The organism is Streptomyces sp. NPDC020422, assembly GCF_044386705.1.
Classification (GTDB): domain Bacteria; phylum Actinomycetota; class Actinomycetes; order Streptomycetales; family Streptomycetaceae; genus Streptomyces.
Genome location: NZ_JBIRVJ010000002.1, coordinates 103,821 through 121,045, shown reverse-complemented (window position 1 = coordinate 121,045; position 17,225 = coordinate 103,821). Strand labels below are relative to the sequence as shown.

16 protein-coding genes are annotated in these 17,225 nt (G+C 71.0%); 11 read left to right on the top strand and 5 right to left on the bottom strand.

Annotated features, from left to right (window positions below):
- Positions 1 to 57: 57 nt before the first annotated feature.
- Complete coding sequence (locus tag ACH414_RS04635) at positions 58 to 696, bottom strand: TetR/AcrR family transcriptional regulator (protein ID WP_382543330.1); 639 nt, start codon at positions 694 to 696, stop codon at positions 58 to 60.
- Positions 697 to 825: 129 nt separating this feature from the next.
- Between ACH414_RS04635 and ACH414_RS04630 the strand changes: the two genes are divergently transcribed.
- Both ACH414_RS04630 and ACH414_RS04625 read left to right on the top strand, forming a co-directional pair.
- Positions 826 to 2,460 carry an MFS transporter gene (locus ACH414_RS04630; RefSeq protein ID WP_382543327.1) on the top strand — a complete coding sequence of 545 codons (1,635 nt, stop codon included), beginning with the start codon at positions 826 to 828 and terminating at the stop codon, positions 2,458 to 2,460.
- A gap of 139 nt (positions 2,461 to 2,599) precedes the next feature.
- Positions 2,600 to 2,980 (top strand): peptidase inhibitor family I36 protein, encoded by a 381-nt coding sequence (locus tag ACH414_RS04625; RefSeq protein WP_382543324.1) that lies wholly within the window; start codon positions 2,600 to 2,602, stop codon positions 2,978 to 2,980.
- Here the strand turns inward: ACH414_RS04625 and ACH414_RS04620 are convergent.
- Positions 2,961 to 3,842: a potassium channel family protein gene (locus ACH414_RS04620; protein ID WP_386563964.1), complete on the bottom strand. Its 882-nt coding sequence runs from the start codon at positions 3,840 to 3,842 to the stop codon at positions 2,961 to 2,963. The genes ACH414_RS04625 and ACH414_RS04620 overlap by 20 nt on opposite strands.
- A 90-nt stretch (positions 3,843 to 3,932) precedes the next feature.
- Positions 3,933 to 6,665, bottom strand: a complete 2,733-nt coding sequence (gene aceE / locus ACH414_RS04615; protein WP_382543318.1) for a pyruvate dehydrogenase (acetyl-transferring), homodimeric type — start codon at positions 6,663 to 6,665, stop codon at positions 3,933 to 3,935.
- 413 nt (positions 6,666 to 7,078) lie between these two features.
- On the opposite strand from aceE, the gene ACH414_RS04610 reads away from it, so the two are divergent.
- From ACH414_RS04610 to ACH414_RS04585, 6 genes are all read left to right on the top strand, one after another.
- Positions 7,079 to 7,501, top strand: coding sequence for a DUF3052 domain-containing protein (locus ACH414_RS04610; protein WP_382543315.1), 423 nt, complete (start codon positions 7,079 to 7,081; stop codon positions 7,499 to 7,501).
- A gap of 132 nt (positions 7,502 to 7,633) precedes the next feature.
- Entirely contained in the window at positions 7,634 to 8,104 is a 471-nt protein-coding gene (locus ACH414_RS04605) for a peroxiredoxin (protein WP_382543313.1), read from the top strand.
- Between the two features lie 139 nt (positions 8,105 to 8,243).
- On the top strand, positions 8,244 to 8,819 hold the full coding sequence (locus ACH414_RS04600; protein WP_132917322.1) for a TerD family protein: 576 nt from the start codon (positions 8,244 to 8,246) through the stop codon (positions 8,817 to 8,819).
- A gap of 89 nt (positions 8,820 to 8,908) precedes the next feature.
- Positions 8,909 to 9,484: a TerD family protein gene (locus tag ACH414_RS04595; RefSeq protein ID WP_382543309.1), complete on the top strand. Its 576-nt coding sequence runs from the start codon at positions 8,909 to 8,911 to the stop codon at positions 9,482 to 9,484.
- A 29-nt stretch (positions 9,485 to 9,513) separates the two neighbouring features.
- Positions 9,514 to 10,662: a DUF475 domain-containing protein gene (locus ACH414_RS04590; protein WP_382543306.1), complete on the top strand. Its 1,149-nt coding sequence runs from the start codon at positions 9,514 to 9,516 to the stop codon at positions 10,660 to 10,662.
- A 101-nt stretch (positions 10,663 to 10,763) separates the two neighbouring features.
- Entirely contained in the window at positions 10,764 to 11,498 is a 735-nt protein-coding gene (locus ACH414_RS04585) for a Tellurium resistance (RefSeq protein WP_382543303.1), read from the top strand.
- Between the two features lie 25 nt (positions 11,499 to 11,523).
- On the opposite strand, the gene ACH414_RS04580 is transcribed toward ACH414_RS04585, so the two are convergent.
- Positions 11,524 to 12,333, bottom strand: coding sequence for a TerD family protein (locus ACH414_RS04580; RefSeq protein WP_382543300.1), 810 nt, complete (start codon positions 12,331 to 12,333; stop codon positions 11,524 to 11,526).
- A 154-nt stretch (positions 12,334 to 12,487) separates the two neighbouring features.
- Here ACH414_RS04580 and ACH414_RS04575 point away from each other — a divergent pair, with 154 nt between their 5' ends.
- From ACH414_RS04575 to ACH414_RS04565, 3 genes are read left to right on the top strand one after another with little or no spacing between them, the layout of a single operon-like run.
- On the top strand, positions 12,488 to 13,672 hold the full coding sequence (locus ACH414_RS04575; RefSeq protein WP_382543297.1) for an HpcH/HpaI aldolase/citrate lyase family protein: 1,185 nt from the start codon (positions 12,488 to 12,490) through the stop codon (positions 13,670 to 13,672).
- Between the two features lie 19 nt (positions 13,673 to 13,691).
- Positions 13,692 to 16,121, top strand: coding sequence for a phosphoribosyltransferase (locus tag ACH414_RS04570; protein WP_398940790.1), 2,430 nt, complete (start codon positions 13,692 to 13,694; stop codon positions 16,119 to 16,121).
- Positions 16,118 to 16,990: an HAD family hydrolase gene (locus ACH414_RS04565; RefSeq protein ID WP_398940789.1), complete on the top strand. Its 873-nt coding sequence runs from the start codon at positions 16,118 to 16,120 to the stop codon at positions 16,988 to 16,990. Before ACH414_RS04570 ends, ACH414_RS04565 begins: the two co-directional genes overlap by 4 nt.
- Positions 16,991 to 17,001: 11 nt before the next feature.
- Here the strand turns inward: ACH414_RS04565 and ACH414_RS04560 are convergent, their stop codons facing one another.
- On the bottom strand, positions 17,002 to 17,217 hold the full coding sequence (locus ACH414_RS04560; RefSeq protein ID WP_382543289.1) for a zinc ribbon domain-containing protein: 216 nt from the start codon (positions 17,215 to 17,217) through the stop codon (positions 17,002 to 17,004).
- Between the last annotated feature and the right edge of the window lie 8 nt (positions 17,218 to 17,225).

Sequence of the window (17,225 nt, the reverse complement as noted above, 5' to 3'; positions counted from 1 at the left end):
TCCGCGCCCTGAGCGTCCCGGTGGACCTGGTGTCCCCGTGTCCGTACGGGCGGTTGTTCACGCCCTCCAGCGCGGCGCGAGTGCCGGGCCGAGGTGGTCCAGATACCGCTCGGTGAGCGCGCGGATCGCCTCCAGGGTCGGGTCCTCGCCCCGGCCCCACAACTGGCCGGTCACGCGCATCACCCCGCTGAAGGCCGCGACGGCGATCCGCGGGCGCGGGTCCTCGTCCACGTCCAGCCCCTCGCGCCCGGCGATGATCCGCGAGATGGACTCCTCCATCTCCGTGGAGCGGCGCAGATGGACGGCGAGCAGTGCGGGCGTGGACTCGATGACCTGGAAGCTGCGCAGGTACAGCTCGACGGGGACGACCTCGGCGATGGCCTCGCCGATGGTGTCCCAGGCGCTCAGGACCGCGTTGCGCATCGCGTCGAAGGGGCCCTCCTCCGGGGGGCGTTCGGTCAGCGCGCGGATGAACCGCTCCTCCACCATCTGCTGGACGGCGAAGGCCACGTCCTCCTTGGAGGCGAAGTAGCGGAAGAAGGTGCGCTGGGAGACCTCGACCGTGTCGGCGATCTCGTCGACGGTGGTCCCCTCGTACCCCTGGGTGGTGAAGAGCTCCAGGGCCACCCGGATCAGCGCGTCGCGGGTGCGCTGCTTCTTCCGCTCGCGCAGACCGGAAGCCGCGGGAACGGTCACGGTGGGGGCCCCTTTTCGCGTCGTGTTTCGGCCACTTCGTCCGGCTCAGCGTACCTGTGAGCTACATGACAGTTACCGGCGCGTGAACTGATTAGTCAATTGTCAGCGGCTGACATTAGCCTCGTTCCCATGACTAGTCAGACCACCGTGGAAAAGACCCCGCAGGGGCAGGGGGGTGGCCGGAGCTCCGACGCGACGCCGGCGCCGGCTCAGGCGAAGGGGCTGCGGGGGCACCCGTGGTTGACGCTGTTCGCCGTCGCAGTGGGCGTCATGATGGTCGCGCTCGACGGCACGATCGTCGCCATCGCCAACCCCGCCATCAAGGACGACCTCCAGGCCTCCCTCGCCGAGGTCCAGTGGATCACCAACGGCTATCTGCTCGCGCTCGCCGTCGCGCTGATCACCGCCGGCAAGCTCGGTGACCGCTTCGGGCACCGGCAGACCTTCCTCATCGGCATCGCGGGCTTCGCCGCCTCCTCCGGCGCGATCGGCCTGTCCGGCTCGATCGGGCTCGTGGTCGCCTTCCGCGTCCTCCAGGGCCTCTTCGGCGCCCTGCTGATGCCGGCCGCGCTCGGCCTGCTGCGCGCCACCTTCCCGGCCGAGAAGCTCAACATGGCCATCGGCATCTGGGGCATGGTCATCGGCGCCTCCACCGCGGGCGGCCCGATCGTCGGCGGTCTGCTCGTCGAGCACGTCAGCTGGCAGTCCGTCTTCTTCATCAACGTGCCCGTCGGCGCCCTCGCCCTCGTCCTCGGCCTGGTGATCCTCAAGGACCACCGCGCCGAGAACGCCCCGCGCTCCTTCGACGTGCTCGGCATCCTGCTGCTCTCCGGCGCCATGGCCTCGCTGATCTGGGGCATCATCAAGGCCGGTGAGTCCTGGGGCTGGTCCAGCGGCAACACCTGGGGCTGTCTGCTCGGCGCGGTGCTGCTCTTCGGCGTCTTCGCCTTCTGGGAGACCCGCGTCAAGGAGCCGCTCATCCCGCTGGGCATGTTCCGCTCCGTGCCGCTCTCGGCCGGTGTGGTGCTGATGGTCCTGATGGCCTTCGCCTTCATGGGCGGTCTGTTCTTCGTGACCTTCTACCTCCAGGGCGTGAAGGGGCTCAGCCCGGTCGACAGCGGCATGCACCTGCTGCCGCTGACCGGCATGATGATCGTCTCCTCGCCCCTGGCCGGCGCGCTCATCACCAAGTTCGGCCCGCGCGTCCCGCTGGTCGGCGGCATGGTCTGCACCGCCGTCGCGATGTTCGGCATGATCACGCTCACCGCCGGGACGGGCACGCTGGCGATGTCCCTCTGGTTCGCGCTGCTCGGCCTGGGCCTGGCCCCGGTCATGGTCGGCGCCACCGAGGTCATCGTCGGCAACGCGCCGCTGGAGCTCTCCGGTGTGGCCGGCGGACTGCAGCAGGCCGCGATGCAGGTCGGCGGCGCGCTCGGCACGGCCGTGCTCGGTGCGGTGATGTCCTCCAAGGTCTCCAGCGCCTTCGCGGAGAACTGGAAGGCCGCCGGCATCCCGACGCCTCCTGACCCGCGCCTGGAGCAGGCCGCCGAGTTCGGCATGGTGCCGCCGGAGCTGGCCAAGGCGCCGGGCATGACGCCCGAGGCCGTGCAGACGATCGGCAAGGTCATCCACGACACGTTCATGGACGGCATGGGGCTCGCCTTCACCGTCGCCGGTGTCGTGGCCGTCGTCGCCGCCCTCGTCGCCACGCTCACCAAGCGCGGCGCCAACGCGGAGGCGGGTGCGGGCGCGGCCCACATCTGAGGCCGCTCCGGCGTCCGTCAGGGTTCCCGTAGGGGGCCGTCACCCGTTCGCGTGAACGGGGGCGGCCCCTCTTCCGTGTCAGGGATGCGCTCCGCCATGCTCTTGATTACGGAGAGTTACGAAACGGGGGTTCACCTGCATGTATACGAAGACGATGCTGGTCGCCGGAGTCCTGCTGACCGCCCTGGTGGCGATGCCCGCGGAGGCGGCGGCCCCGAGCGGTACCAGCGGCACCGCGCTCGGCGCCTGCGGGCCCGGCCAGCTGTGCCTGTGGCCCAAGGCCGACTTCAAGGGCAAGGCCCAGACCCACGAGCTGGCCTCGGTCGACATCGAGAGCTGTGTCGCCCTGCCGGCGGGGACCACCGCCCAGGCCCTCGCCAACCGCACCGGGCGGCCGGTCACCACCTACCAGTCCGCCGAGTGCGCGGAGACCGGCGAGTTCGAGACCTACCCGGGCAGAGGCACCTGGGTGCCCCAGACGCCCTACCAGGTCAGGGCCTTCAAGATCTGGGAGAGGTAGCGGCCGGCGCCGGGACGTCCGGGGAGCCCGGGGCGTCCGGGGCGTCCAGGGCGCCCGATACGTCCAGGGCGCCCGGGACGTGCAGGGAGCCCGGGGCGTCCGCGGCATCCGGATCCGGGGCGTGCGGGGCGCCTGGCGGAGGGGCGCCGGGCAGCGGGGCGGAGAGGCGCGCGACCTCGGCCCGCAGCTCCCGCACCTCGACGGTCAGCGCCTCCAGGAGCGCCAGCTGACGCCGCTCGCTCTCGTCGTCCCGCTCGAAGCGGGAGATGAACCAGGCCGCGATGTTGGCCGTCACCACACCGAGCAGGGCGATGCCCGACAGCATCAGGCCCACCGCGAGCACCCGGCCGAGGCCCGTGGTCGGGGCGTGGTCGCCGTAGCCGACGGTGGTCATCGTGGTGAAGGACCACCAGACCGCGTCGCCCAGCGTCTTGATGTTGCCGTTCGGCGCGTCCCGCTCCACATGGAGCACGGCCAGCGAGCCGAACATCATCAGCCCGACCACCGCGCCCGCCACATACGTGGTGAGCGTTATCTGCGGGGCCATCCGGGCCCGCCGGCCCACCAGGAGGAGCGTCGACACCACCCGCAGCAGCCGCAGCGGCTGCACCATCGGCAGTATCACCGCGAGCAGGTCCAGCGGATGCCCCCGCACGAACGTCCACCGGGCCGGGGCGAGCGCGAGGCGTACGAGGTAGTCCAGGGCGAACGCGGCCCACACCACCCACTCCACATGGGTGCACAGCCGGTGCACCCACGCGTCGGCGCCGGGGGCGACGATCGGCACCGCGTAGGCGATGCCGAAGGCCACGGCCAGTACGAGCAGCGGCGTCTGGGTGCGCTCTTCCCAGCGGTCCTTCATGACGGGCGATCCTTCATGCCCGAAATCGTAGGGAACGCCGAAGGGCGGCGGGACCGTCGGTCCCACCGCCCCTCGGCAGCGCGTCCGTGCCTACGCGTCGCCGCCCGCGGCGCCGGGGTCGGCCGCCGCCACGTCGAGCAGCTGATAGCGGTCCACGGCCTGCTTCAGGGCCGACCGGTCGATCTTGCCGTCACGGGCCAGCTCGGTCAGGACCGCCAGCACGATCGACTGGGCGTCGATGTGGAAGTAGCGGCGGGCCGCGCCCCGGGTGTCCGCGAAGCCGAAGCCGTCCGCGCCCAGCGAGGTGTACGAGCCCGGCACCCAGCGGGAGATCTGGTCCGGCACCGAGCGCATCCAGTCGGAGACCGCCACGAACGGGCCCTGGGCGCCCTGGAGCTTGCGCGTCACGTACGGGACGCGCTGCTCCTCGTCCGGGTGGAGCAGGTTGTGCTCCTCGACGGCCACGGCCTCGCGGCGCAGCTCGTTCCAGGAGGTGGCGGACCAGACGTCGGCGCGGACGTTCCACTCCTCGGCGAGGATCCGCTGGGCCTCCAGGGCCCACGGGACGCCGACGCCGGAGGCCATGATCTGCGCCGGGATGGCGCCGGACTCGCCTGCCTTGTAGCGGTGGATGCCCTTGAGGATGCCCTCGACGTCCACGTCCGCCGGCTCGGCCGGGTGCTGGATCGGCTCGTTGTAGACCGTCAGGTAGTAGAAGACGTCCTCGGCCTCGGGGCCGTACATGCGTCGCAGGCCGTCCTGGACGATGTGCGCGATCTCGAAGCCGAAGGCCGGGTCGTAGGCGACACAGGCCGGGTTGGTCGAGGCGAGGAGGTGCGAGTGGCCGTCGGCGTGCTGGAGGCCCTCGCCGGTCAGCGTGGTGCGGCCGGCGGTGGCGCCGAGCACGAAGCCGCGGGCGAGCTGGTCGGCCATCTGCCAGAACTGGTCGCCGGTGCGCTGGAAACCGAACATCGAGTAGAAGACGTAGACCGGGATCAGCGGCTCGCCGTGGGTGGCGTACGCCGAGCCCGCGGCGATCAGCGAGGCGGTGCAGCCCGCCTCGGAGATGCCGTCGTGCAGCATCTGGCCGGTCGGGGACTCCTTGTAGGCCAGGAGCAGTTCGCGGTCCACGGCCTCGTACTGCTGGCCCAGCGGGTTGTAGATCTTGGCGCTCGGGAAGAACGAGTCCATGCCGAACGTGCGGTACTCGTCCGGCGCGATCAGCACGAAGCGCTTGCCGATCTCCTTGTCCCGCATCAGGTCCTTGAGCAGCCGGACGAAGGCCATCGTGGTGGCGATCGACTGCTGGCCCGAGCCCTTCTTCACCGGGGCGTAGGTCTTCTCGTCGGGCAGCGCCAGCGGCTTCGCGCGCACCACCCGTGTCGGGACGTACCCGCCGAGCGCCTTGCGGCGGTCGTGCATGTACTGGATCTCCTCGGAGTTCCGGCCCGGGTGGTAGTACGGCGGCAGGCCGTCCTCCAGCTGCTTGTCCGTGATCGGGATGTGCAGCCGGTCGCGGAAGCGCTTGAGGTCGTCGACCGTCAGCTTCTTCATCTGGTGGGTGGCGTTGCGGCCCTCGAAGTTGGGGCCCAGCGTCCAGCCCTTGACCGTCTTGGCCAGGATCACCGTCGGCTGGCCCTTGTGGGCCTTGGCCGCCGAGAACGCCGCGAAGATCTTCTTGTGGTCGTGACCGCCGCGGCCCAGGTGCAGGATCTGGTCGTCGGTCATGTTCTCGACCATGGCCCGCAGCCGCTGGTCGTCGCCGAAGAAGTGGTCGCGGATGTAGGCGCCGGTCTCCGTCGCGTACGTCTGGAACTGCCCGTCCGGCGTGGTGTTCATCCGGTTGACCAGCACGCCGTCGCGGTCCTGCGCGAGCAGCGGGTCCCAGGAGCGGTCCCAGACCAGCTTGATGACGTTCCAGCCGGCGCCGCGGAAGACCGACTCCAGCTCCTGGATGACCTTGCCGTTGCCGCGCACCGGGCCGTCGAGGCGCTGCAGGTTGCAGTTGACGACGAAGGTGAGGTTGTCCAGGTTCTCCCGGGCCGCGATGGTCAGCTGGCCGAGCGACTCCGGCTCGTCCATCTCGCCGTCGCCGAGGAAGGCCCACACGTGCGACTTGGAGGTGTCGGCGATGCCGCGCGCCTCCATGTAGCGGTTCATCCGGGCCTGGTAGATCGCGCCGAGCGGGCCGAGGCCCATCGACACGGTCGGGAACTCCCAGAAGTCCGGCATCAGCCGCGGGTGCGGGTAGGAGGACAGGCCGTTCGGGAACTTCGACTTCTCCTGGCGGAAGGCGTCGAGCTGCGTCTCGGTCAGCCGGTCGAGGAGGAAGGCGCGGGCGTAGATGCCGGGGGAGGCGTGCCCCTGGAAGAAGATCTGGTCGCCGCCGTCGCCCTCGTCCTTGCCGCGGAAGAAGTGGTTGAAGCCCACGTCGTACAGCGAGGCGGAGGAGGCGAAGGTCGCGATGTGGCCGCCGACGCCGATGCCGGGGCGCTGGGCGCGCGAGACCATCACGGCCGCGTTCCAGCGGGTGGCGTTGAGGACCTTGCGCTCGATCTCCTCGTTGCCGGGGAAGAACGGCTCGTCCTTGGTGGCGATGGTGTTGACGTAGTCCGTGCTGCGCATCTCGGGCACCGCGACCCGCTTCTCGCGGGCCCGCTCGATCAGCCGCAGCATGAGGTAGCGGGCCCGCTCCCGGCCCCGCTCGTCGACGGCGGCGTCCAGGGAGTCGAGCCATTCCTGGGTCTCTTCGGGATCGAAATCCGGGACCTGGCTGGGAAGGCCGCCAATGATGATCGGGCTGCGATCGGATGCGGAAGCCACGCTGTTCCTTCGCTGGTCGGTGGAGCCCACGGGGAGGGGCCCGCGGAGGCCGGGGTGACCATCGTGTACCCCGTCGGCGGCAAACGTCATCTTTACCGCGGGGTAACCCTCCCGAGGTGCCTTGTTCGGTCAAATCGCAACCTTACGCCCATCCCGCGCATGCGTTTCGTCAGCACGTTCGGCAGACTGAAGCCGCAGAGTCCCTCAATAAGGGGCGAAGAGTGCACGACTCGTCACGGAGCGCGACGGGCGCTCGCCGGAAGTTGCGGCGAGACGGCCCCAAACGTCACCGTTTCGGCGGTCTCCACGGCCGGGTACTTGCGCGATGAGCCCCGGCCCGTGTGGACTACGGCCAGCGCCGCGCGTACGCGCGCGGCCGAAGCATTTTCCGATACACGATCAGGAGGCAAGCCGTGAGCGCGACCGCGGACCACGCGGAGGAGCGGACCAACCCGGCAGCGAGGCTGGGGTTCGAGCCCGGACAGGTGGTCCAGGAGATCGGCTACGACGACGACGTCGACTTCGATCTCCGTGAAGGCATCGAGTCCCTCATCAACCAGGATCTCGTGGACGAGGACTACGACGACGTCGCCGACGTCGTGCTGCTGTGGTTCCGTGACGAGGACGGTGACCTCACCGACGCCCTGGTGGATGCCATCGGCCTTCTGGAGGACGGCGGCAACATCTGGCTGCTGACCCCGAAGACCGGCCGCGACGGCTACATCGAGCCGAGCGACATCCAGGATGCCGCGCAGACCGCTGGTCTCTCCCAGACCAAGAGCATCAGCGTCGCCAAGGACTGGACGGGCACCCGCCTGGCCGCCCCGAAGCGCTGATCCACCCATACGCTGCACGGAGCCCCCGCCGGTCACGACCGGCGGGGGCTCTGCGCGTACCCGCCGCCCCTTAGGGTGGGTTTCACCGGATCGGCCCAAGGACCGGCCGCCGGGTGAAGGGATGCGTACGCGATGGCGATCGAGATCGGCGCCCGGGCACCGGACTTCGAGCTGAAGGACAACCACGGCCGCACGGTGCGGCTCTCCGCGTTCTTCGGGGACTCCCCGGACAGCCGTAACGTGGTGCTGTTCTTCTACCCCTTCGCCTTCACCGGGGTGTGCACCGGCGAGCTGCGCGAGCTGCGCGACAACCTGGACACCTTCGTCAACGACGACACCCAGCTCCTCGCCGTCTCCAACGACTCCATCCACACCCTGCGTGTCTTCGGCGAGCAGGAGGGCCTGGAGTTCCCGCTGCTCTCCGACTTCTGGCCGCACGGCGCGGCCTCCCGCGCCTACGGCGTCCTCGACGAGGACAAGGGCTGCGCGGTGCGCGGCACCTTCGTCATCGACAAGGCCGGCATGGTCCGCTGGTCGGTCGTCAACGCCCTGCCGGACGCCCGTGACCTCGACGACTGCGTCAAGGCCCTCGCGGCGCTCTGACGGCCCCCACCGGGGGCTCCCGCTCCAACACTCGGGCGAAACGTCTGTTTCCACGGGGAACCCGTCACTAGGATCCAGACGTTGATCCGATGCCAACGCACGACTGGGGGCGCTGCCCCTGAAACCAATGGAGGGACTCGTGGGAGTCAGCCTCAGCAAGGGCGGCAACGTCTCGCTGACCAAGGAGGCCCCTGGCCTGACCGCCGTCACCGTCGGTCTGGGCTGGGACGTCCGCACCACCACCGGGACGGACTTCGACCTCGACGCCAGCGCCATCCTGGTGAACGCGGAGGGCAAGGTCCGCAACGACCAGGACTTCGTGTTCTTCAACAACCTGAAGAGCGCCGACGGCTCCGTCGAGCACACCGGTGACAACCTCACCGGCGAGGGCGAGGGTGACGACGAGCAGGTCAAGGTCAACCTGGCCGGTGTCCCCGCGGATGTCGCCAAGATCGTCTTCCCGGTCTCGATCTACGACGCCGACAACCGCCAGCAGTCCTTCGGCCAGGTCCGCAACGCGTTCATCCGCGTCGTGAACCAGGCCGGCGGCGCCGAGATCGCGCGGTACGACCTCTCCGAGGACGCCTCGACCGAGACCGCCATGGTCTTCGGCGAGCTGTACCGCAACGGCGCGGAGTGGAAGTTCCGCGCCGTCGGCCAGGGCTACGCCTCGGGCCTGCGCGGCATCGCGCAGGACTTCGGCGTCAACGTCTGACCGACGCCACCGCATCCGTCCGGCGCCGCACCCTCCGTGCGGCGCCGGACGTGCCTCATCAGCAGTCATCACCGGGGAGGACCATCATCATGGGCGTCACGCTCGCCAAGGGAGGCAACGTCTCCCTCTCCAAGGCCGCACCCAACCTCACCCAGGTGCTGGTGGGGCTCGGCTGGGACGCGCGCTCCACCACCGGGGCCCCCTTCGACCTCGACGCCAGCGCCCTGCTGTGCCAGTCGGGCCGGGTGCTCGGGGACGAGTACTTCGTCTTCTACAACAACCTCAAGAGCCCCGAGGGCTCCGTCGAGCACACCGGTGACAACCTCACCGGCGAGGGGGACGGCGACGACGAGTCCCTCATCGTGGACCTCACCAAGGTGCCGGCCCACTGCGACAAGATCATCTTCCCGGTCTCGATCCACGAGGCCGACAACCGCGGCCAGTCCTTCGGCCAGGTGGCGAACGCGTTCATCCGTGTCGTGAACCAGACGGACGGGCAGGAACTCGCCCGTTACGACCTCTCCGAGGACGCCTCCACGGAGACCGCGATGATCTTCGGCGAGCTCTACCGCTACAACGGCGAATGGAAGTTCAGGGCGGTGGGACAGGGGTACGCGTCCGGCCTCCGGGGCATCGCTCTAGACTTCGGGGTCAACGTTTCGTAAAGCCGCGTTATTACACGATGGGGTAGACAGTGGTTCTGAAAACCTTCGGGTGGTCGTTCGCGATCACTGTGCTCGGCCTGGCCGCCGCCGTGGCCTACGGGGGGTGGGAGGCGTTCGGAGTCGTCGCGATCCTCTGCATCCTCGAGATCTCGCTGTCCTTCGACAACGCGGTGGTCAACGCCGGAATCCTGAAGAAGATGAATGCCTTCTGGCAGAAGATCTTCCTCACGGTCGGCGTGCTCATCGCCGTCTTCGGCATGCGCCTGGTCTTCCCCGTCGTCATCGTCGCCATCAGCGCCAAGGTCGGCCCGATCGAGGCCGTCAACCTCGCGCTGAACGAGCCGGACCACTACCAGCAGCTGGTCACCGACGCGCATCCGTCGATCGCCGCCTTCGGTGGCATGTTCCTGCTGATGATCTTCCTCGACTTCATCTTCGAGGACCGCGACATCCAGTGGCTGCGCTGGATCGAGCGCCCGCTGGCCAAGCTGGGCAAGGTCGACATGCTGTCGGTCTGCATCGCCCTGATCGTCCTGCTGGTCACCTCGATGACCTTCGCGACCCACGCCCACCAGCACGGCGGCGTCCACGTCGACAAGGCGCAGACGGTCCTGATCTCCGGCATCGCCGGCCTCATCACGTACCTCGTCGTCGGCGGTCTCTCCGGCTACTTCGAGAACAAGCTGGAGGAGGAAGAGGAGCGCGAGCACGAGGCCGAGGAAGAGGCCAAGCGCAGCGGCAAGCAGGTCTCCGCGGTCCAGCTGGCCGGCAAGGCCGCCTTCTTCATGTTCCTCTACCTGGAGGTCCTCGACGCCTCCTTCTCCTTCGACGGCGTCATCGGCGCCTTCGCCATCACCAACGACATCGTCCTGATGGCCCTCGGCCTCGGCGTCGGTGCCATGTACGTGCGTTCGCTGACCGTCTACCTGGTCCGCCAGGGCACCCTCGACGACTACGTCTACCTGGAGCACGGCGCCCACTACGCGATCGGCGCCCTGGCCGTGGTCCTCATGATCACCATCCAGTACGAGATCCCCGAGATCGTCACCGGCGGCATCGGTGTCGCCCTCATCGGCTGGTCCTTCTGGTCCTCGGTCCGCCGCAACAAGGCCCTCGCCGCCTCGGGCGGGAACGCCGACTCCTCGGACGACAAGACCGAGGTGCCGTCCGGGGTGTGACACCCCCGACAATGAGGAACGCTTCACTGCGGGGCGGCCGGTGCACCCGGCCGCCCCGCAGCATGTGACAGGGGTGGGCGACGAGTGGGGGGTGAAGGCGCATGGCCTTCTGGGACAACCTGTTTCCGGGCAGGTCGGAGGAGTTCGACACGGGCAGCCCCTCCCACTCCATCGACCTGACCAGACGCCGCCCCGCCGTCTCCCTCACCAAACAGGGCGCCGCCACCGGCAACCTCCGGGTCAACCTCTCCTGGCGCATGCGCACCTCCGACATCGAGGGCCGCCCCCGCCAGTCCGGGGGCCTGCTGCGCCACCCCTCGCGGCTCTTCAAGCCCGAGGAGGTCCAGGCCCACACCCAGGGCGTGGTCAACGTCGACCTCGACCTCGGCTGCCTCTACGAGCTGGCCGACGGCAGCAAGGGCGTGGTGCAGCCGCTCGGCGGCTTCTTCGGCGAGCTGAACGAGGCGCCGTACGTGAAGCTGAGCGGAGACGACCGGTTCGGAGCGCCCTCGGGCGAGACGATCTTCGTCAACCTGGACCACAAGGACGAGATCAGGCGCCTGCTCTTCTTCGTCTACATCTACGACCAGACGCCGGCCTTCGACCGCACCCACGCCAAGGTCACGCTCTATCCGAGCAACGGCCCGCGGATCGAGATCGAGCTGGACGAGCACGCCCCCCAGGCCCGCTCCTGCGCCGTCTTCAGCGTGGAGAACGTCAAGGGCGAGCTGACCGTCCGCCGCGAAGTGCGCTTCGTGTACGGCTTCCAGGCCGAACTGGACCGGCTGTACGGCTGGGGCCTGCAGTGGGGCCGCGGCTACAAGTCGAAGACCTAGGCCGTGCCCCGCCGCGGCCCGTCCGTCACCGTGCGAACTGCGGTCCCATCGGAGGCATCCGGAACTCGCGCACCGGCTGCGGATAGCCGTACGCCGGAGCCGCGGCCGGCACCGGGGCCGTCGGCGGGAGCGGGGGGACGGCCGGCTGCGGCGGCACCGTGGGGGCGGGCGGCGTCCGCTCGGCCACCGGCTGCACCATCGTCGCGTCCGGGTCGTGCGCCGGCGCCGGAGCGTCCCCGGTCCCGGCCGCGACCCCGTCGGCCGCCGCGTCGGCGGAGTCGTCGACCGAGACCCCGAAGTCCGTCGCGAGCCCCACCAGCCCGGTCGGATAGCCCTGGCCGACCGCCCGGAACTTCCAGCCCTCCCCGCGGCGGTACAGCTCGCCGCAGATGATCGCCGTCTCCTCGCCGGTCTCCGCCGACACGTCGAAGACCGCCAGGGGCTCGGGGTCCCCGGTGCCCGCCGCCGCGTCGTACAGCAGGATCCGCAGGTCGGAGACCGAACGGAAGGTGTCACCGTCCGATGAGGCCGCGATCACCACCCGGTCGACCGAGGCGTCGAGATCGCCCAGATCGGCCTCCACCGTGTCCGTCAGGCCCTCCGCCACCCGCTTCTTGTGGGGCAGCCGGCGGACCAGGCCCGAGGGATGCCGGGGCTGGTTGTAGAAGACGAAGTCCTCGTCGGACCGCACGCGCCCGTCCCCGCCGAGCAGCAGGGCCGAGGCGTCCACGTCGGGCACCCCGGGGCCCGGAGTCCAGCGGAGCACGGCCCGTACGGCCGCGGTGTCGAGAGGGACGTTGGAGCCCTTCAGCATCGCGTGCGTCATGCCCGTCATCATTCCTGCCCGGTGCCCTTCCGGACAACGCGGGGTGCCGGATGCGGACGAGTTACCTGAACTTCACGCACGTGGGGAACTACGGACACCCTTGCCTACGTACTATTACCGGCCACATGTCATCAGAGCCTCCCAGGCCAGTCGGGGGAAATACATGCGTCATTTCGGGCACCTCCCGGCCGCAGCGCGGGCCGGGCTGTTCCACCGGGAACCGGCCGAGTTCACGGCCGACTCGCCCGCGCGCACGCTCGCCGTGGCCCTCGGGGCCACGCTCTACAGCCCGGCCACCCGGCCCCGGCTCGCCGACGACGTACGCAAGCAGGCCGCGCGCGGAGTGGCCTCCATGGTGCTCTGCCTGGAGGATTCCATCAGCGACGCCGAGGTCGAGGCGGGCGAGGACAACCTCGTCCGGCAGTTCGCCGACCTCGCCGCCGGCAGCGCCGCCCACGGTGCCGACGCCGCCGACGTGCCCCTGCTCTTCATCCGGGTCCGCGAACCCCGCCAGATCACCGACCTCGTCGAGCGCCTCGGCGAAACGGTCCGGCTGCTGTCCGGATTCGTACTCCCCAAGTTCACCGAGACCCGCGGCCGAGCCTTCCTCGAAGCGCTCGCCGTCGCCGAGCGCGACTGCGGCCGGCGGCTCTTCGCCATGCCGGTCCTGGAGTCCCCCGAGCTCCTCCACCTGGAGACCCGGGCCGAGACCCTGGCCGGCATCGCCTCGATCACCGACAAGTACCGCGACCGCGTCCTCGCGCTGCGCCTCGGCGTCACCGACTTCTGCTCCCACTACGGCCTGCGCCGCTCGCCCGACATGACCGCCTACGACGTCAAGATCGTCGCGAACGTCATCGCCGACGTCGTCAACGTCCTCGGCCGCTCCGACGGCACCGGCTTCACCATCACCGGCCCCGTCTGGGAGTACTTCCGACCCGGCGAGCGCATGTTCAAGCCCCAGCTGCGCCGCAGCCCCTTCCTGGAGGGCCGCGCCGAGGACCTGCGGACCGCGCTCATCGAGCACGACCTCGACGGGCTGCTGCGCGAGATCGAGCTCGACCGCGCCAACGGCCTGCTCGGCAAGACCTGCATCCACCCCACCCACGTCCCGCCGGTGCACGCCCTCTCCGTGGTCAGCCACGAGGAGTACAGCGACGCCGAGGACATCCTGCGGCCGGAACGCGGCGGTGGCGGGGTGCTCCGCTCCGCGTACACGAACAAGATGAACGAGGTGAAGCCGCACCGCGCGTGGGCCGAACGGACCCTGCTGCGCGCCGAGGTCTTCGGCGTCGCGCGCGAGGACGTCGGCTTCGTGGAGCTGCTCACCGCCGGCCTGGCCGGCTGACGGAAGGTCTGGAGAACACATGGTGTGGTCGGGAACCTGGGTCGCGGAGCGACTGGGCGTCGCACTGACGGGCGACGAGCAGCTGCCGGGCCTGCTGGGCCTCGCCCTGCGCCGCAACCCCAAGCGCGCGCACCTGCTGGTCTCCAACGTGCTCGGCAAGCACGTGCCGCAGCGCCCCTCGGTGGTCCGCGACGCCGGCTACGACCTGGGCGTACGGGTACGGCGGCTGCTCGGCGACCACGAGGCGGCGCGGGCCGTCGTCCTCGGGTACGCCGAGACCGCCACCGGCCTCGGCCACAGCGTCGCCGACGGCCTCGCCCTCGCCCCCTACCTCCACTCCACCCGGCGCCCGGTCCCCGGCGTCGCCCCCGCCGGCGGCTTCGAGGAGTCCCACTCCCACGCCACCTCCCACCTGCTGCTCCCCGAGGACCCCAAGCTGCTCGCCGGCGACGGCCCGCTGGTCCTCGTCGACGACGAGTTCTCCACCGGCAACACCGTCCTCAACACCATCCGCGACCTCCACGAGCGCCACCCCCGCGACCGCTACGTCGTCGTCGCCCTCGTCGACATGCGCACCCCCGCCGACCGCGAGCGCCTCACCGCCTTCGCCGACGCCCTCGGCGCCCGCGTCGACCTGGTCACCCTCGCCGCCGGCACCGTCGAGCTGCCGGACGGCGTCCTCGCCAGGGGCCAGGAGCTCGTCGCCCGCCACGAGACCGCCGCCCTGCCCGCCCCCCGCGCACCGCGCCACGCGCCCGTGCGGGTCCCGCTCGCCTGGCCGGCCGGCCTGCCCGACGGCGGCCGGCACGGCTTCACGCCCGAGCACCGGGAGCGCCTGGAGGCGGCCCTGCCGGGGATGACGGCCCGGCTCACGCAGGCGCTGGCGGACCTCCCGCGAGGCGCCTCGCGGCCCCGCGTCCTCGTCCTCGGCTTCGAGGAGCTCATGTACGCGCCGCTGCGGCTGGCCGCCGAGCTGGAGCGGACCGCCGGCGCCGAGGTGCGCTACTCCACCACCACCCGCTCGCCCGTCCTCGCCGTCGACGACCCCGGCTACGCGATAAGGACCCGGCTCGTCTTCCCCGCGCACGACGAGCCCGCCGACGGCCCCGGCGAGCGGTACGCCTACAACGTGGCGGGCGGCGGCTTCGACGCGGTCGTCGCCGTCGTCGACTCGGTCGCCGACACCCCGGAACTCCACGCGCCCGACGGACTGCTCGCCCAGCTCGCGGCGCACATACCGCGGGTCGTGCTGGCCGTCGTCCCCTCGTACACCCCCCAGGTCACCGAAGCTCCCGAAAGGAGCTCCATGCTGCCCGAGCCCCTCCGCGGCCCCGCCTTCTCCTCGTACGCGCCCGAGGAGGTCGGCTGGCTGCTCCAGGACCTCTCGGACGTGGAGCTGGAAGCCCCGACCGAGGAGCGCGAGGAGGCCATCCAGAGCGGCGGCGCCCACTACGCCGAGTCGCTCCCCGTCGAGTACCAGCCGAGCGAGCGCTACCAGGAGCTGTTCCAGGCCGCCCTGGACGGCTCCGCCGCCCGGATCGCCCGCGCCGTCGGCACCGTCACCGAGACCGTCCTCGCCGAGCGGGCCGGGCGGCCCGTCCTGGTCTCCCTCGCCCGGGCCGGCACCCCCGTCGGCGTCCTGATGCGCCGCTGGGCGCAGCACCGGCACGGCCTGGAGCTCCCGCACTACGCCGTCTCCATCGTGCGCGGCCGCGGCATCGACGCCAACGCGCTGCGCTGGCTCGCCGCCCACCACGACCCGGCCGACGTCGTCTTCGTCGACGGCTGGACCGGCAAGGGCGCCATCACCCGCGAACTCGGCGCCGCCCTGCGGGACTTCCCCGGCTTCGACCCCGAGGTCGCGGTCCTCGCCGACCCCGGCTCCTGCGTGCGCACCTACGGCACCCGGGAGGACTTCCTCATCCCCTCCGCGTGCCTCAACTCCACCGTCTCCGGCCTGATCTCGCGCACCGTGCTGCGCGCCGACCTGGTCGGCCCGCACGACTTCCACGGCGCCAAGTACTACCGGGAGCTCGCCGGAGCGGACGTCTCCGGCGCCTTCCTCGACGCCGTCGCCGCCCGCTTCGACGAGGTCGCCCCCGCCGTCGACGAGGAGGCCAAGCAGCTCCTCGCCGCCGACCGCACCCCCACCTGGGAGGGCTGGGCCGCCGTCGAGCGGATCAGCGAGGAGTACGGCATCCACGACGTCAACCTGGTCAAGCCGGGCGTCGGCGAGACCACCCGGGTGCTGCTGCGCCGGGTCCCGTGGAAGATCCTGGCCAAGCGGGGCGCGGGCGCCGACCTGGCGCACGTACGCCTGCTCGCCGAACAGCGGGGGGTACCCGTCGAGGAGGTCGACGACCTGCCGTACAGCTGCGTCGGACTCATCCACCCCCAGTACACGCGCGGGGCGACCGGCGCCGACGGCAAGGCGGTGGTGTCCCAGTGAGCGCCGACCGCACCGTCCTGGTCGCCAGCGACCTCGACCGCACCCTCATCTACTCGACCGCCGCGCTCTCCCTCGGCATGGCCGACGCCCAGGCGCCCCGGCTGCTGTGCGTCGAGGTGCACGAGTCCAAGCCGCTCTCCTATCTGACCGAGAGCGCCGCCGCCGAGCTGCGGGCGCTGGCCGCCGAGACCGTCTTCGTGCCGACGACCACCCGCACCCGCAAGCAGTACCAGCGCATCCGGCTGCCCGGCGACCGGTCGCCGAAGTACGCGATCTGCGCCAACGGCGGGCATCTGCTCGTCGACGGCGTCTCCGACCCCGACTGGCACACCGAGGTGCTCCGCCGGGTCGCCGAGGCCTGCGCACCGCTCGCCGAGATCCGCGCCTACTTCACCGCCACCACCGACCTGTCCTGGGTCCGCAAGCACCGCGTCGCCGAGGACCTGTTCGCCTATCTCGTCGTCGAGCGGGAGCGGCTGCCGCAGGAGTGGCTGGAGCGCTTCACCGACTGGGCGGGCGAACGCGGCTGGACGGTCTCCCTGCAGGGCCGCAAGGTGTACGCGGTGCCGAAGCCGCTCACCAAGAGCGCGGCCGTCCGCGAGGTCGCCCGCCGCACCGGCGCCACGCTCACCCTCGCCGCCGGGGACTCGCTCCTCGACGCCGACCTGCTGCTCGCCGCCGACCGCGGCTGGCGCCCGGGCCACGGCGAACTCGCCGACGGCGCCTGGACGGCGCCGCACGTCCAGGCGCTGGCCGAGCGGGGCGTGGCGGCGGGGGAGGAGATCCTGCGCCGCTTCCGGGCGGCGGCCCGGGAGCACACGTCCCCCCGCCTCAACGGCGCGCCCGCCGCGCTGGCGGACCCGGTCTGACCGCTGCCCGGCTAGCCGCAGCAGCCGCCCCCGCAGCACCCACCGCCGCCACCACCGCCGGGCGCCGGGGCGGAAGCCCTGCCGCCGCCCACGGCGACGGCGGAGAGCAGCTTGACGGTGTCGTCGTGCCCGGCGGGGCAGGCGGCGGGGGCGGAGGACTCGGCCATGGGACGGCTGAGCTCGAAGGTGTCGCCGCAGGTGCGGCAGCGGTACTCGTAACGAGGCATGGGGACAG

Excerpts from the sequence above, each read along its gene's own strand:
- ACH414_RS04630 (WP_382543327.1), top strand. The coding sequence starts at position 826 with ATGACTAGTCAGACCACCGTGGAAAAGACCCCGCAGGGGCAGGGGGGT.
- ACH414_RS04625 (WP_382543324.1), top strand. The coding sequence starts at position 2,600 with ATGTATACGAAGACGATGCTGGTCGCCGGAGTCCTGCTGACCGCCCTG.
- ACH414_RS04620 (WP_386563964.1), bottom strand. The coding sequence starts at position 3,842 with ATGAAGGACCGCTGGGAAGAGCGCACCCAGACGCCGCTGCTCGTACTG.
- ACH414_RS04605 (WP_382543313.1), top strand. The coding sequence starts at position 7,634 with ATGGCGATCGAGATCGGCGCCCGGGCACCGGACTTCGAGCTGAAGGAC.
- ACH414_RS04595 (WP_382543309.1), top strand. The coding sequence starts at position 8,909 with ATGGGCGTCACGCTCGCCAAGGGAGGCAACGTCTCCCTCTCCAAGGCC.
- ACH414_RS04585 (WP_382543303.1), top strand. The coding sequence starts at position 10,764 with ATGGCCTTCTGGGACAACCTGTTTCCGGGCAGGTCGGAGGAGTTCGAC.
- ACH414_RS04580 (WP_382543300.1), bottom strand. The coding sequence starts at position 12,333 with ATGACGGGCATGACGCACGCGATGCTGAAGGGCTCCAACGTCCCTCTC.
- ACH414_RS04575 (WP_382543297.1), top strand. The coding sequence starts at position 12,488 with ATGCGTCATTTCGGGCACCTCCCGGCCGCAGCGCGGGCCGGGCTGTTC.
- ACH414_RS04570 (WP_398940790.1), top strand. The coding sequence starts at position 13,692 with ATGGTGTGGTCGGGAACCTGGGTCGCGGAGCGACTGGGCGTCGCACTG.
- ACH414_RS04560 (WP_382543289.1), bottom strand. The coding sequence starts at position 17,217 with ATGCCTCGTTACGAGTACCGCTGCCGCACCTGCGGCGACACCTTCGAG.